Origin of the sequence: Streptomyces sp. SolWspMP-5a-2, assembly GCF_900091845.1 — a bacterium.
GTDB classification, from domain to species: domain Bacteria; phylum Actinomycetota; class Actinomycetes; order Streptomycetales; family Streptomycetaceae; genus Streptomyces; species Streptomyces doudnae.
Genome location: NZ_FMCI01000150.1, coordinates 16,180 through 29,042 on the forward strand (window position 1 = coordinate 16,180; position 12,863 = coordinate 29,042).

At 72.0% G+C, this 12,863-nt stretch carries 14 protein-coding genes and 2 tRNA genes; 12 read left to right on the top strand and 4 right to left on the bottom strand.

Features of this window, described 5'->3' with window-relative positions:
- The first annotated feature begins 8 nt into the window (after positions 1–8).
- Both GA0115242_RS15255 and GA0115242_RS15260 read left to right on the top strand, forming a co-directional pair.
- Entirely contained in the window at positions 9–638 is a 630-nt protein-coding gene (locus GA0115242_RS15255) for an SCO2584 family spore wall biosynthesis protein (RefSeq protein ID WP_093828660.1), read from the top strand.
- Between the two features lie 78 nt (positions 639–716).
- Positions 717–1,784: an SCO2583 family membrane protein gene (locus GA0115242_RS15260; protein ID WP_093828662.1), complete on the top strand. Its 1,068-nt coding sequence runs from the start codon at positions 717–719 to the stop codon at positions 1,782–1,784.
- Between the two features lie 109 nt (positions 1,785–1,893).
- Here the strand turns inward: GA0115242_RS15260 and GA0115242_RS15265 are convergent, their stop codons facing one another.
- On the bottom strand, positions 1,894–3,015 hold the full coding sequence (locus GA0115242_RS15265; RefSeq protein WP_093828706.1) for a M48 family metallopeptidase: 1,122 nt from the start codon (positions 3,013–3,015) through the stop codon (positions 1,894–1,896).
- Positions 3,016–3,115: 100 nt separating this feature from the next.
- Between GA0115242_RS15265 and GA0115242_RS40745 the strand changes: the two genes are divergently transcribed.
- The 9 genes from GA0115242_RS40745 (at position 3,116) to GA0115242_RS15305 (ending at position 8,122) form a co-directional block, all read left to right on the top strand.
- Positions 3,116–3,268 carry a hypothetical protein gene (locus tag GA0115242_RS40745; protein WP_093828664.1) on the top strand — a complete coding sequence of 51 codons (153 nt, stop codon included), beginning with the start codon at positions 3,116–3,118 and terminating at the stop codon, positions 3,266–3,268.
- A gap of 110 nt (positions 3,269–3,378) precedes the next feature.
- Complete coding sequence (locus tag GA0115242_RS40750) at positions 3,379–3,543, top strand: hypothetical protein (protein WP_093828666.1); 165 nt, start codon at positions 3,379–3,381, stop codon at positions 3,541–3,543.
- A 58-nt stretch (positions 3,544–3,601) separates the two neighbouring features.
- Positions 3,602–4,297 carry a nicotinate-nucleotide adenylyltransferase gene (nadD, locus tag GA0115242_RS15280; RefSeq protein WP_093828668.1) on the top strand — a complete coding sequence of 232 codons (696 nt, stop codon included), beginning with the start codon at positions 3,602–3,604 and terminating at the stop codon, positions 4,295–4,297.
- A gap of 16 nt (positions 4,298–4,313) precedes the next feature.
- Positions 4,314–6,104, top strand: a complete 1,791-nt coding sequence (locus GA0115242_RS15285) for an LCP family protein (RefSeq protein WP_093828670.1) — start codon at positions 4,314–4,316, stop codon at positions 6,102–6,104.
- 100 nt (positions 6,105–6,204) lie between these two features.
- Positions 6,205–6,651, top strand: a complete 447-nt coding sequence (rsfS, locus tag GA0115242_RS15290) for a ribosome silencing factor (RefSeq protein WP_093828672.1) — start codon at positions 6,205–6,207, stop codon at positions 6,649–6,651.
- A complete protein-coding gene (locus tag GA0115242_RS15295; protein WP_093828674.1) occupies positions 6,648–7,319 on the top strand; it encodes a histidine phosphatase family protein in 672 nt (223 codons plus the stop codon). The genes rsfS and GA0115242_RS15295 overlap by 4 nt, the downstream gene beginning before the upstream one ends.
- A gap of 94 nt (positions 7,320–7,413) precedes the next feature.
- Positions 7,414–7,486: transfer RNA gene (locus GA0115242_RS15300), tRNA-Ala, on the top strand.
- Between the two features lie 228 nt (positions 7,487–7,714).
- Positions 7,715–7,885 carry a hypothetical protein gene (locus tag GA0115242_RS40755; RefSeq protein WP_176729816.1) on the top strand — a complete coding sequence of 57 codons (171 nt, stop codon included), beginning with the start codon at positions 7,715–7,717 and terminating at the stop codon, positions 7,883–7,885.
- 3 nt (positions 7,886–7,888) lie between these two features.
- Complete coding sequence (locus tag GA0115242_RS15305) at positions 7,889–8,122, top strand: hypothetical protein (RefSeq protein WP_003976229.1); 234 nt, start codon at positions 7,889–7,891, stop codon at positions 8,120–8,122.
- Here GA0115242_RS15305 and GA0115242_RS15310 read toward each other — a convergent pair.
- On the bottom strand, positions 8,091–9,296 hold the full coding sequence (locus GA0115242_RS15310; RefSeq protein ID WP_256089441.1) for a glycosyltransferase 87 family protein: 1,206 nt from the start codon (positions 9,294–9,296) through the stop codon (positions 8,091–8,093). The two genes, GA0115242_RS15305 and GA0115242_RS15310, sit on opposite strands and share 32 nt — an antisense overlap.
- Before the next feature lie 113 nt (positions 9,297–9,409).
- Between GA0115242_RS15310 and GA0115242_RS15315 the strand changes: the two genes are divergently transcribed.
- A tRNA-Ala gene (locus tag GA0115242_RS15315) sits at positions 9,410–9,482 on the top strand.
- A 243-nt stretch (positions 9,483–9,725) separates the two neighbouring features.
- Here GA0115242_RS15315 and GA0115242_RS15320 read toward each other — a convergent pair.
- Complete coding sequence (locus GA0115242_RS15320) at positions 9,726–11,333, bottom strand: NADH-quinone oxidoreductase subunit NuoF family protein (RefSeq protein WP_093828678.1); 1,608 nt, start codon at positions 11,331–11,333, stop codon at positions 9,726–9,728.
- Positions 11,330–12,616 (bottom strand): cytochrome b/b6 domain-containing protein, encoded by a 1,287-nt coding sequence (locus GA0115242_RS15325; RefSeq protein WP_176729817.1) that lies wholly within the window; start codon positions 12,614–12,616, stop codon positions 11,330–11,332. The genes GA0115242_RS15320 and GA0115242_RS15325 overlap by 4 nt, the downstream gene beginning before the upstream one ends.
- Positions 12,617–12,863 lie beyond the last annotated feature (247 nt).

Consider the following 12,863-nt stretch of genomic DNA (forward strand, 5'->3'; position numbering starts at 1 on the left):
TGCCCAAATTGACCCCCCAGGTCTACTCTGGAACCGTGCCGGAGGACGTGGGGGGCACGCCGTTCCCTGACGGCTGGGACCCCGACGACGACCACGACCGCGGGGTGTCGGACGAAGAGTTCGCCTCCGTGGTCTTCGACGAGGCCTTCGTCCGGGCGGCCGTCGTGCACGAGCCGACCGCCGTCGAACGCCTCCTCGCCGCCGCCCGTGCCCGCGCCGAGGCGTCCGAGGCCGAAGCCCGCCGCGCCGCCCGCGGCCGGGGCGAGCCCCACCAGGACGGCGCCCGCGGACCCGGCCCGGGACACTCCCGATTCCGCCATGATCACGACCCCGACGACCCGGACGACTTCGACGCCGACGACGACCACGACGAACTCGGAGGCCGCTACGGCGCCGCCGGGATCTTCGGCAAGAAGGTCCGCTGGCACCGCCCCGTCGCCTGGCTGCTCGCGCTCGTGATGGGGATCGGCATGGTCGCGCTGGCCTTCGCCGCCGTCTACCGGGGCGGCGCCCCCGGCAGCCAGGACCAGATCCCCGCGCCCGCCTCGACCGGCCTCGAACAGGGCGGCGCGCTGGTGCCGTCCGCCTCCGCCGACCACTCCGGGCCCGCCGTGGCGGTGATCCCGCGCGACCCCTGACGGTCCTGGTGAGAACCTGTCAGAAGTTGTCCGGTGGCCGCGCGTTTACCCGAGGGCCGCGAGACCTACTCTGAAGATATGGGCGGGCCCGCAAACCCCCCGGAGGGGACACCCGAGGGCATCCCCGGGGGAGAGGACGAATACCGATCCGTCGTCTTCGACGAGTCGTTCGTCCGCGCTGCCCGGCTCCAGGAGTTCTCCGCCCGGGAACGCGTCGGCGACCACGCGCCCGCCGTCCGCCGCCGCCCCCCGCTGCACCGCGGGCTCTCCCGGCAGGTCCTGGTCCTCGTCACGCTCGTCGCGGTGGCCTTCGGGACCGCGATCTACATGGGCATCCGCCACCCCTACCAGTCGTCCACCGCGTCCCTGCCCGTGGAGTCCCCGCGGCTGACGGTCATCCCGCTCGCCCCGACCGGCAAGGTCCCCGGCGCGGTCGACCCCGAGGACCTGTACGCGCACAGCCCGGCCGCCCGGTTCGCGATCGGCGCCGAGGGCGTCCCGCTGCCAGCCGTGCGGCGCACCGCGCACTTCTCGGACAGCCAGGTGGTGGCCGCCCTGACCACCGCCAAGGACTACATCGTGCGCTCCTCCCTCGACCCGGAGGTCATCGACGGCGAGAACGTGCGGCCGGTGCGGGTCCTGCTCGACTCCCGGCAGCTCGACCAGTTCGACGAGAGCTTCGACCACCCGGCCGCCGACGGACGGCACACCCCGACCGGCTGGCTGGTGCGCCTCGACGCCACCGAGGCCCAGCTCGCCGACCGCCGCGTGAGGGTCCGGGGCACCCTGCGGGCCGACGAGTCCGACGCGGCGACCCTGGAGGTCGTCGCCGACCACACCTTCGTCTACGCCCTGCGCCCGGCCGGGGCCGCCGCGGGGGCCGCCGCCTCGCTCCTCACCGTCCGGCGCGAGCTGCGTTTCCGGTTCGACCGCGACGACCTGCGGCTGCACCAGGCCCAGCTGGTGGCCTCCTCGGTGCAGGCCGGTCCGCTCTCCTGCGGGGCCGACAGCGCCAACCGGCTCCGCCCGCTGCTGGCGGGACAGACGGCCCGCGCGGGCGGCCCGGCCGGGACGGACCCGTACGCCGCGGGCAGTCCGACGGCGCTCTGCGGCACGCTGGCTGCCGACGCCCAGCCGAAGGTGTAGGGCCCGGCGGACGCCGCCCTGCCGAAGGTCCGGCGCGGGTCTCTCCGGGCCCGCCGGAGCGTGTCCCGGCGCCTCTCCCGCGCGGGCGGGCCCCCCGCACGGTGACGGGTCAGTCGCGCGGCGGGGTGTCCTTCGACGGGCCGTCCGACGGCGGGCCGTCCTCCGGTGAGCGGCCGTCCGCCGGGGCCGAGCCCGTGAAGCCGCCGAAGCCGCGGCGCACCCGGCCGCCGAGGTCTCCCGCGCCGCCCGCCAGGTCCGAGACGAGCTTCATCAGCGGGTCCTTGGAGTTCTTCACGTTGCTCGCGTAGCTCGCCGCCGACTCGCGGAAGGAGTCGGTGACCGAGGTGTTCCTGTCCTCGTCGCGGCGGGGGTAGTGGCCGTCCATGATCCGCTGGTGGTCGCGGCTCTCCGCCCACTTCTTCAGCTCGGCCGCGCGGACCGTGGTGAAGGGGTGCGACCTCGGCATCACGTTCAGGATCTTCAGGACGGAGTCGCGCAGGTCGCCGCCCGCCTCGTACTCCTCGGCCTGTCGGAGGAACGCGTCCACGTTCATCTCGTGCAGGTGGTTGCCGCCCGCGATCTTCATCAGGCCGCGCATCGACGCCTTGAGGTCCTGCCCGACCAGCAGCCCGGCCCGGTCCGCGGACAGCTCCGACTTGCGGAACCACTCGCGCAGCGCGGTCACGATGGCCATGATCGCCAGGTTGCCCAGCGGGATCCAGGCGACCCGGAGCGCCAGGCTGGTCAGGAACAGCAGGATCGTGCGGTACACGGAGTGGCCGGAGAGGGCGTGGCCCACCTCGTGCCCGACGACCGCCCGCATCTCCTCCTCGTCGAGCAGCTCGACCAGGCCGGTGGTGACGACGATGATCGGCTCGTCCAGGCCGATGCACATCGCGTTCGGGCGCGGGTCCTGGGTCACGTACATCGGCGGGACCTTCTCCAGGTCCAGGATGTAGCAGGCGTCCCGCAGCATGTCGTTCAGGTGGGCGAACTGCTGGTCGGAGACCCGGACCGAGTCCGACAGGAACAGCAGACGCAGACTGCGCTCGGGCAGCAGGCCGCTGAGGGCCTTGAAGACGGTGTCGAAGCCGGTGAGCTTGCGCAGCGCCACCAGCGCGCTGCGGTCGGCCGGGTGTTCGTACGCGCGCGAGGAGATCCCCGGGAACCGCCTGCGCTGCCTGCTCGGTACGTGCTCGTGCGCCTCGTGCTCGTGGCCGTCGTCGGACATGTGGTCCCCCATGTGCGTCTGTGTCCCAATGTGCCCCCGGAGCGGGGTCCAGCCTAGGTGGAGATACCGTGGACGGGCAGTACAGCGAAGGAGTCACGCCATGGCGCACAATTCCCGGGCCGTCTGGCTCGCCCAGGCCGCCCAGCACCAGGGGTCGGGCAACCTGTTGCGGATCATCCTGATCGTGATGGTCGTGGGGTGCGCGCTCACCGGGTGGTTCCTGCTGCGCGGGTACAAACGGAACGACGACTGAGCGCGCCGGAAGGTTCCCGATGGCGGAGTCGGCGTGATCGCCGGGGAGGCGCCCGCTTACCATGGGCCCCACGTCTTTATCCCGCCCACACCGGATAGGTCCTGCCGAAGATGAGCATCCACAGCGCCGCTGCCCAGCTGGTCACCCTCGCCGCCGAGGGCGAGGAGCACGGAGGCAACCACGAGAGCCTCAACCCCTTGGTCACCGGTGGCAGCGCCTTCATCATCCTGCTGCTCCTGCTCTGGGTCACCACCCTCTTCAACCGCGACCGCTGACCGTCCCCGGGCGGCTGGCAGGCGAGGCCCCCGCACCGGGCCGGTAGGGTCTGCACGCATGGGAGAGCAGGACATGCCTACCGGTCCGGCGAAGGACACGGCGAACGGCCAGGCCGACGGCGCGCGGCGACCGGCGAGCGGCCCCGCGGGCGGCCCCTCGAACCCGGGCAGGCGCCGCCTGGGTGTCATGGGCGGGACGTTCGACCCGATCCACCACGGCCACCTGGTGGCGGCCAGCGAGGTCGCCGCCCAGTTCGGCCTGGACGAGGTGGTGTTCGTGCCGACGGGCCAGCCCTGGCAGAAGAGCCACCGCCATGTCTCCCCGGCCGAGGACCGCTACCTGATGACGGTCATCGCGACCGCCGAGAACCCGCAGTTCTCGGTGAGCCGGATCGACATCGACCGCGGCGGAGCCACCTACACCGTCGACACCCTGCGCGATCTGCGCGCGCTCAACCCGGACGCCGACCTGTTCTTCATCACCGGCGCCGACGCCCTCGGACAGATCCTCAGCTGGCGGGACTCGGAGGAGCTGTTCTCCCTGGCGCACTTCATCGGCTGCACCCGGCCCGGCCACCAACTGACCGACCGCGGACTGCCGGAGGGCGGCGTCTCGCTGGTCGAGGTTCCCGCGCTGGCCATCTCCTCCACAGACTGCCGTGCGAGAGTCGCCAAGGGCGACCCCGTCTGGTACCTGGTGCCCGACGGAGTCGTGCGCTATATCGACAAGCGCGAGCTGTACCGCGGCGAGTGAGCCGAGAGGGGCACCGGTGAACGACCGATACGACGCGGGCTACGGGAACGACCAGTACGAGCTGGTGGGTTACGACGAGTACGGGCAGCCGGTCTACCGGCAGGCGCAGCCCCCGCAGCATCCCCAGCAGTACGACCCGTACGCACAGCAGCAACAACAGCAACAACAGCAGCAGCACCCTCAGCAGGGGTACCAGCAGCAGGGACAGCAACAGCAACAGGCCCAGCAGCAGGGGCAGCAGGGGTACGGGTACGACCCGTACGCCACCGGCGGGCAGCAAGGCTACGACCCTTACGGCACCGGCCGGCAGCCCGCCGCCACCGGCTACGACCCCTACGGGCAGCAGACGTCGTCCTACGACCCGTACGGGCGGTCCGCCACCGGGCCGCAGCCGCGCGTCACCGAGCAGACCGCGTACATCCCGCAGCAGTCGGGACCGTCCGTGCCCCCGCAACAGCCGTCCGCCGACGGGCGGGAGACGGACCGTCAGGAGACGACGGACCGTCAGGAGGGCGGCCAGGAGCCCGAGCAGTTCGCGTTCGTGGAGGAGCCCGACGGCGACTCCGAGGACGTCATCGACTGGCTGAACTTCACCGAGAACCGCACCGAGCGCCGCGAGGAGGCCAAGCGCCGGGCGCGCACCCGTGTCGTCGCGCTGGTGGTCGCCCTCGCCGTGGCCGCGGTCGGCGGCGTCGGCTACCTCTGGTACGCGGGGAAGCTCCCCGGGCTGTCGTCGTCGGACTCCGCCCGGTCCACCGCGACCTCCGCGTCGGCCCAGAACCGGGACGTGGTCGTCGTGCACCTGCACGACACGAAGTCGGACGCCACCTCCACCGCGCTCCTCGTCGACAACACCACCGCCAAGCAGGGCACCACCGTGCTGCTGCCCAACTCCCTCGCCCTGACCGACGACGACGGCGGCGGCAGCACCACCCTCGCCAAGTCCGTCGACGACGACGGCTCCTCCGGCACCCGCGAGGCCCTCGACACCGTCCTCGGCACCGACATCGAGGGCACCTGGCGGCTGGACACGCCCTACCTGCAGAACCTCGTCGACCTGGTCGGCAACATCGAGGTCGACACCAACGCCGACGTGCCCGACCCGGAGGCGAAGAAGAAGGGCACCGCCCCCCTCGTCCACCAGGGCAAGAACCAGACCCTCAGCGGCAAGGCGGCCGTCGCCTACGCCACCCACCGCGCCTCGGGCGAGGCCCAGAACGCCCAGCTCGAACGGTTCGGGCAGGTCGTGCAGGCCGTGCTCCGCAAGATCTCCTCGGACGCGCAGGCCGCGACGGTCACCGTGCAGACGCTCGCCCAGATCCTCGACCCGTCCCTGACCGACAAGGACCTCGGCGGCTTCCTCGCCAAACTCTCCGAGCTGGCCAAGGGCGGCGACTACAAGACCGCCATGCTGCCCGTCCAGAGTGACGGCACCCTCAGTACGGAGGCCAGCGCCAGCGTCGTCAAGGACGTCCTCGGCGGCACCGCCAAGAGCCCCGACCAGGGCTCGGCCGTGCGGGTCTCCGTGCAGAACGCCAGCGGCACCAAGGACGACACCGAGAAGGCCCGCGTCGTCCTCCTCAACGGCGGCTTCACCTTCCTGGACGGCGGCACCTCGGCCACCCCCCGGGCCGCCTCCCAGGTCGTCTACACGGACGCCGACGACAAGGAGAACGCCTCCGAGGTCGCCAAGACCCTGGGCCTGCCGACCGGCTCCGTGACCAAGGGGAAGACGGCGTCGAACGCGGACGTCACGGTCGTCCTCGGCCAGGACTACCGGCCCTCCTCGGGCACCCCGGCGTCCTAGCCTTCCCCGCCCACCCCGGGTGAACCTCCGTTCACGTGGGGTGGGCCCGGCGGTCCGTGAGACCCTTGGGGGTCATCGCCCGCCGACGGAAAGCCTTGTAGTGACCGCCACCGACCGCTCCATCGAGCTGATCAACACCGCCGCGCAGGCGGCCGCCGACAAGCTCGCGCACGACATCATCGCCTACGACGTCAGCGACGTGCTGTCGATCACGGACGCCTTCCTGCTGGCCTCCGCACCCAACGACCGCCAGGTCAAGTCCATCGTCGACGAGATCGAGGAGCGCCTCCAGAAGGAGCTCGGGGCCAAGCCGGTGCGCCGCGAGGGCGACCGCGAGGCCCGCTGGGTCCTGCTCGACTACGTCGACATCGTCGTCCACGTCCAGCACAGCGAGGAGCGGGTCTTCTACGCGCTGGAGCGCCTCTGGAAGGACTGCCCCGAGCTGGAGCTGCCCGCCGAGGCCAAGGCCACCCGCGGCAAGGCCGCCGAGCACGCCAGGCTCCGGGACGCCGAGGAGGCGGACCGGCCCGGTGGTGAGTGGTCATGAGTGCCACCGGTGAGGTGACCTCCGGCCGTCCCGGCCGGGGCCGCCGGCTCATCCTGTGGCGCCACGGGCAGACCTCCTGGAACGTCGAGCGCCGCTTCCAGGGCACCACGGACGTCGAGCTGACCGAAACCGGTGTCGCCCAGGCCCGCCGGGCGGCCAAGCTGCTCGCCTCCCTCGGTCCGGACACCATCGTCGCCTCCGACCTCCAGCGGGCCGCCCGCACGGCCGCCGAGCTGGCCGCGCTCACCGGCCTGCCGGTCACCCACGACGAGGGCCTGCGGGAGACCTACGCGGGCGTCTGGCAGGGGCTGACCCACGACGAGATCATCGAGCGCCACGGCGACGAGTACGCGGCGTGGAAGCGCGGCGAACCGGTCCGCCGGGGCGGCGGCGAGCTGGAGACCGAGGTCGCCGACCGGGCCGCCCCGGTCGTGCTCGCCCACGCCGACAAGCTCCCGGACGGCGGCACCCTCGTCGTCGTCAGCCACGGCGGCACGATCCGCACCACCATCGGGCGGCTGCTCGGTCTCGAGTCCCGGCACTGGGAGAGCCTGGGCGGCCTCTCCAACTGCTGCTGGTCGGTCCTCGGCGAGGGCGGCCGCGGCTGGCGGCTCCTGGAGCACAACGCCGGCACCCTGCCCGAACCGGTCCTCGGCGACGACGACTGAAGCGCCGGTGACCTGCCCCGCACCGGATTTCACTTTCCGGCAGGTCGCAGGCTAAAGTTCTTCTTGTTCGCCCCGCCGAGCGGGAAGAACACAAGGGGCTATAGCTCAGTTGGTAGAGCGCCTGCATGGCATGCAGGAGGTCAGGAGTTCAATTCTCCTTAGCTCCACAGGACACGATCACAAAGGATCCCGTTCCCCACGAGGGGGACGGGATTTTTGTTACCCGTCCGCCTGACCTTGAGTGCTTCGGGGTCCACAGGCGTATACCTCTCCGAGGGGACGCCCGGGGTCGTGCCGTGTCCGGACTGGTACTGAGGCGTCGCTGACCGTATTGGTCCGGCCGTGGCAGAATCAAACGGCCGGAAGGGGGCGCGGCCCGACGGGAGGGAGTAGCGATGCCTGCGAGCATCCTCGGGGAGGTCGGCTTCCTCGACGCGGCGTTGACATCAGGCACGGTGACCCGCCTGAGCTGCCCTTCCTGCGGTTCCGGCCATGTCGCCCAGATGCTCGGCGACAACGGCGGGATCTCCTACGTGTGCACGGCCTGCGGCCACAGCTGGAGCTGATCGATGGGTGCACACAGGCGAAAGTGCGACTGGTGCGGCAGCGGGACGCCGATCGTGCGGGACATGGAGCCGGTCAACCCCGACTACCAGTACTGGTGCGAGGAATGCGCGCGGGCGCTGATCATAAAAGGCGACCCGATCGAGACGTACCGCGAGCTGGAGGGCGAACCGATCTACGGCCGCCTCCTGGAGGAGCACTGCACCCTCAAGCGGTTCTACTCGTTCGTGACGGCGTGACGGGCCGCCCCGCGCGCCGGGCGAGCACCAGGAACAGGCACCCGGCCACCCCGTAGAGCGCGGACAGCGTCAACTCGACGCCGTTCTGCCGCAGTTCGGGGCGGCCCTGGCCGTGCGGCACCCACCACAGGGCGTACGAGCAGCAGACCAGCGCTGCGGCGCCCGCCGCCCGCCGCCGACCCCGCGTCCACAGCAGCAGCGCGACGGGCACGCACCAGACCCAGTGGTGCGACCAGGACACCGGGCTGACGAGCAGCGCCGTCACCGCGCACGCGGTCACCGCCCAGGCGCGCCGCCCCGCCAACTCCGCCCGCACGGCGACCGCGAGGCCGCAGACGGCCGTCAGAGCGGCCAGCGCGATCCATCCGGCCCCCGGGTCGGGATCGTGCAGCAGACGCGCGAGAACGCCGCGCAGGGCCTGGTTCGCGGTGTCCTCGGTGTGCCCGACCCGGCCGGTCTGGAACACCGCGCGGGTCCAGAACCGGCGCGAGTCGCCGGGCAGGAGGACCGCCGCGAGCGCCGTCGCCCCCGCGAACACGGCGACCGCACCGCGCGCGTGCCGCAGATACCGGGCGCCCGCTCCCCGGCCGCCTCCGGAGCGGGCGGTGATCCCGGCGGCGAGCAGGAACACCGCGAACAGCGCGGGCGTCAGCTTCACGGCCGCCGCCAGACCGATGCCGACGCCCGCCCAGCGGTCCGCCCCGCGCCGCGTCAGGTCCCACAGCACCAGCGCCGCGAGCGCCAGGTTGACCTGCCCGTAGCGCAGCGTCGTCCACACCGGCTCGCACCAGACGGCCGCCGCGGAGACCCACCAGACGCTCTGCGGGCGCTCCTCCCCGACGAGCCGCAGCGAAAGCCGTACGAACAGCACCAGCAGCGCGAGGTTCCCCGCGGTGCCCAGCAGTCGCAGTCCCGCCGTGTCCAGCAGCGTCAGCGGGGTGAACAGCAGGGCGGCGAACGGCGGGTAGGTGGTGGGCAGCCGCGCGTGGGTGGTGCGCAGCGCGTAGAGGTCGCCGCCCGCGCGCACGGTGGCGCCCTCGGCCCGGTAGACCAGCAGGTCGATCATCGACACGTGCGCGGCCCGCTGGGCGGCCCAGAACGCGGCGAAGGACAGCAGGCAGACGCCCACAGCGGTCGGCATCCGCCGGGTTCCGGGGAACGCGATCACGGTCACGAAAGGCGACATTAGCCCGCGTACCCGCACGGAACGGAAACGATTTGGTGGTGGGCCCCGCCGACCGTGTAATGTTGGCGTCGCCGCCGGGGAGACCGGGCGGACCACAGCACGGGGCTATAGCTCAGTTGGTAGAGCGCCTGCATGGCATGCAGGAGGTCAGGAGTTCAATTCTCCTTAGCTCCACAGTAATCGAGAGCGGATCATCCACCCGGATGGTCCGCTCTCGCGCGTTCCCCGTCCGTTGCCGCGCGCCGGGAGGGGCGTTGTCCGGGCGACGGGCGCCACGCGTGCGTGCGGGGCCGGGACGACGTCTTTCTCCGGGTGGGGGTGCGACGAGGCCCCCTCTGTTTTCGCCCGTCCACGCGTGCGTGGGGGCCACCCTGATCAGGGTGGCCCCCACGCACGCGTGGACGGGTTCGCGGGCGGCTAGCGCCCCAGGGCGCGTCGGCCGCGGCCCTGGGAGACCACCGGCAGGTTCTTGGCCGGTGCCTGCGAGCGGGTGTCCTCCTCCAGGCGCAGCGCGAGCGCCGGGCAGCGGCGCACCGCGCGCAGCGCCTTCGCCTCCGCGTACTGCGGGACCTTCGCCTGCGCGACGGTGGGGAAGCCGTCCGCACCGAGCTGGAACACCTCCGGGAGGATGTCGGCGCAGAGCCCGTGGCCCCGGCACAGCGTCCAGTCGACGTAGATCTTCTGGCGGCTCGATCCGTCGTCGGCGCCGCCGCCACCACCGGTGAGCGCCGGGGCCCTGCCGCCCTCGAACAGCGGCAGGACGCCCTCCACGGGCCGTCCGCAGCCGTTGCCGAGGACGTGCGCGGCGAGGTCGTCGGTGAACGCCTTGATGGTCGACTCCAGGAACATCGCGGAGCCGTCGGGGTGCGAGCAGGCACCGCGCCGCTTCACGTTCTTGGCGACCTGCTTGAGCGCCTCCAGGGCGGCGGGGCCGCCCCCGTTGAGGATGTCCTCCATGCCGCGCGCGGCGGCCGGCAGACCGAGGTAGCAGGGGCCGCACTGCCCCGCGCTCTCCTCCGCCAGCCACTGGGCGACCCGCAGCGACTCGCCCAGCGGGCAGGTCTCCTGGGTGATCGGCAGGATGGCGCCCGCGCCGAGCGCGCCGCCCACCGCGTCCAGCGAATTGCGGGAGACGATCGCCTCGTTGACGGTCGCCGCGTCGATCCACTTGCCGTGGTAGCCGCCGGTCAGCACGCCCTGCGGCACCGGCGGGGCGCCGGCGAGCTGGAGCACGTAGCGCAGCGGCACCCCGGTGGGCACCTCGATCACCATCGGGCGGGCGACCGCACCGGAGACCGTGAGCATGACGGTGCCCGGCTCGTCGTACAGACCCGTGTTGCCGTACCGCTCCGGGCCGATCCGGGCGGCGATCGCGAGCTGCGCGTACGTCTCGGCGTTGGAGAGCAGCGTGGGCGCGCCGCCGACGCCGTTCTGCGAGGCGCTGACCTTGCGGCCGGGCGGCACCGCTGGGCCGCCGTCGATCGAGCGGATCAGCGACGCGGCGGCACCGGTGACCATGCGGACCGGGTTGCGCTGCACGGACGCCTTCAGGGCCGAGCGGCGGCTGTTGCTGAGGCCGCGTTCGGCGAGCGCCGCCTCCATGGAGCGCTGGGTGGACTCCCGGGTGACGCCGATCACCAACTGGCGGGCGCCCATGGCCTCGGCGCACAGCAGCGCGCCGTCCAGGATGAGGTGCGGCGCCCGGTTGATCAGCACCGTGTCCTTGCGGCAGGCCGGTTCGTCCTCGCTGCCGTTGACGACGACGACCGGGCGCACCCCGCGTTTGATGGCGGCCTCGGCGACCGAGCGCAGCTTCTTGTGGAAGGGGAAGCCCGCGCCGCCGCGGCCCTTCAGGTTGATGTTCTCCGAGAGCTGCGCGAGCTGTTCGCCGCCCAGGGGTTCGAGCGGCCCGTGCACCTTCAGGTGCATGGGCAGGTCGAGTCGTTCGACAAGGTCGAAGCCCGACGTCAGCTGGGGAAGGCCGACCACGCGGACTTCGGGGACGTCGGGCAGGGCCTCGTTCACCTATAGCCTCCGGAAGGCGTGTTCCAAGGTTCGCCCGAACCCGGCGTGTCGTAGGACGTGCCGGGACCTTGTGGGGTGGCGGGACCGTTGTTGTACGTGTCCTGAGGGTTGTACGTGCCGTAGCCCGGGTTCGTCTCACCCGTGTCGCGCACATCACGTGCCGGCTGTCCGCCGGTGCCCCCGCTGCCGTAGGCCGGGATGGTGAACCCGGTGTCCTGGAGCGGGTCGTACGCGGACGGCGGGGCCTCGCCGAGCGGCGGCGGCGAGGGGACGGGCCAACTTCCGGAGGTGCTGCCTCCGTTGTCGGCGCGGGGCATCGCCTGGGTGGGCTGCGCGTCCATGCGGCTGCTCTGGCCGGTGCCGTACGGAGGCTGCCCCTGCGGGGGCGTGGCGGCCCGGTAGGCGGCCGCGAAGCCGTCGGCGGACTCCGGGGTCATGGTGCGGGCCGGGGCGTCGTAGAACGGCGACTGGAAGGATCCCGTGGACTCGGCGGGCTTGGGCTTGCGCTCGCGCGGCTTGTCGTAGCCGGGCAGTCCGGAGGAGGACTCGGCCATGCGGGCGCGGCTGGCCTCCAGTTCGTCGCGGCCGGGGCGGTCGTCGGTGCCCAGCAGGCCCATGATCCGGTCGGCGACCTTCCGCTTGACCGGGCGGGGCGAGGCGCGCAGCGCGAGGGCGGCCATCACGCCGAGCAGGGAGAGGCTGTAGAGGATCGTGAAGATCGGCTTGGCCGCGCGACCCGCGTAGAGCCCGTGCACCAGGGCGAGGCCCCAGGCCGGGTAGGCCAGCATGTGCATGGCGCGCCAGCGGGCGGCGACCGGCGCGGGGGAGGCGAAGTTGCTGCGCAGGGCGCCGGTGACGCCGACGAAGACCATCAGCAGGCCCGCGAGGGAGCCCATGCCGATCAGGCCCGCGCTCCCGGTGACGCCGAGCGAGAAGGGGACGAGCGCGGCGATCAGCACCGTGTGGTCGAGGGCGATCTTGGTGGTGATGTGCAGGAGCAGGAACGCGATCGAGGCGACCGCGGTCGTGCGGTGCACCGCCTGCCCCACGATGCGCTGGCGGGTGTTGAGGAAGATCCGGTCCTGGGCCATCAGGCCCCAGATCACCGAACAGCTGAGCGAGACGAGGGACAGGACGCCCGCGCCGAAGTTGAGGAAGTCGCGGAACCGGTCACCTCCGACCAGCACCACCACGGGTATGAGGACCAGGACGACAGCGCTCGCCACCCCGTAGGCCGACCGGCCGGGCTTGGGGAGCGTGCTGTTACTACGACGAGGATTCATGGGGGCAACTCCGAGCAGTTCGGGAAGGCGGTCCCGCTGCCGCACTCTAAGTGGCGCCATACCGACGGGTACGAGGTTTCAGTTATTGCGTTGTTATCAAAGGACAATGCGACTGGCGCCGTGTCCCTTAGTGACTGTTACGCGAAGTAATCCTTGACCGGAGGTTCGGTTCCTGCTGTGCGACGGTGGTGTCTCCCGTGCATACGCAAGCGCGTGGCCACTTGCTCAAGGGCTGCGGTACCCTAAC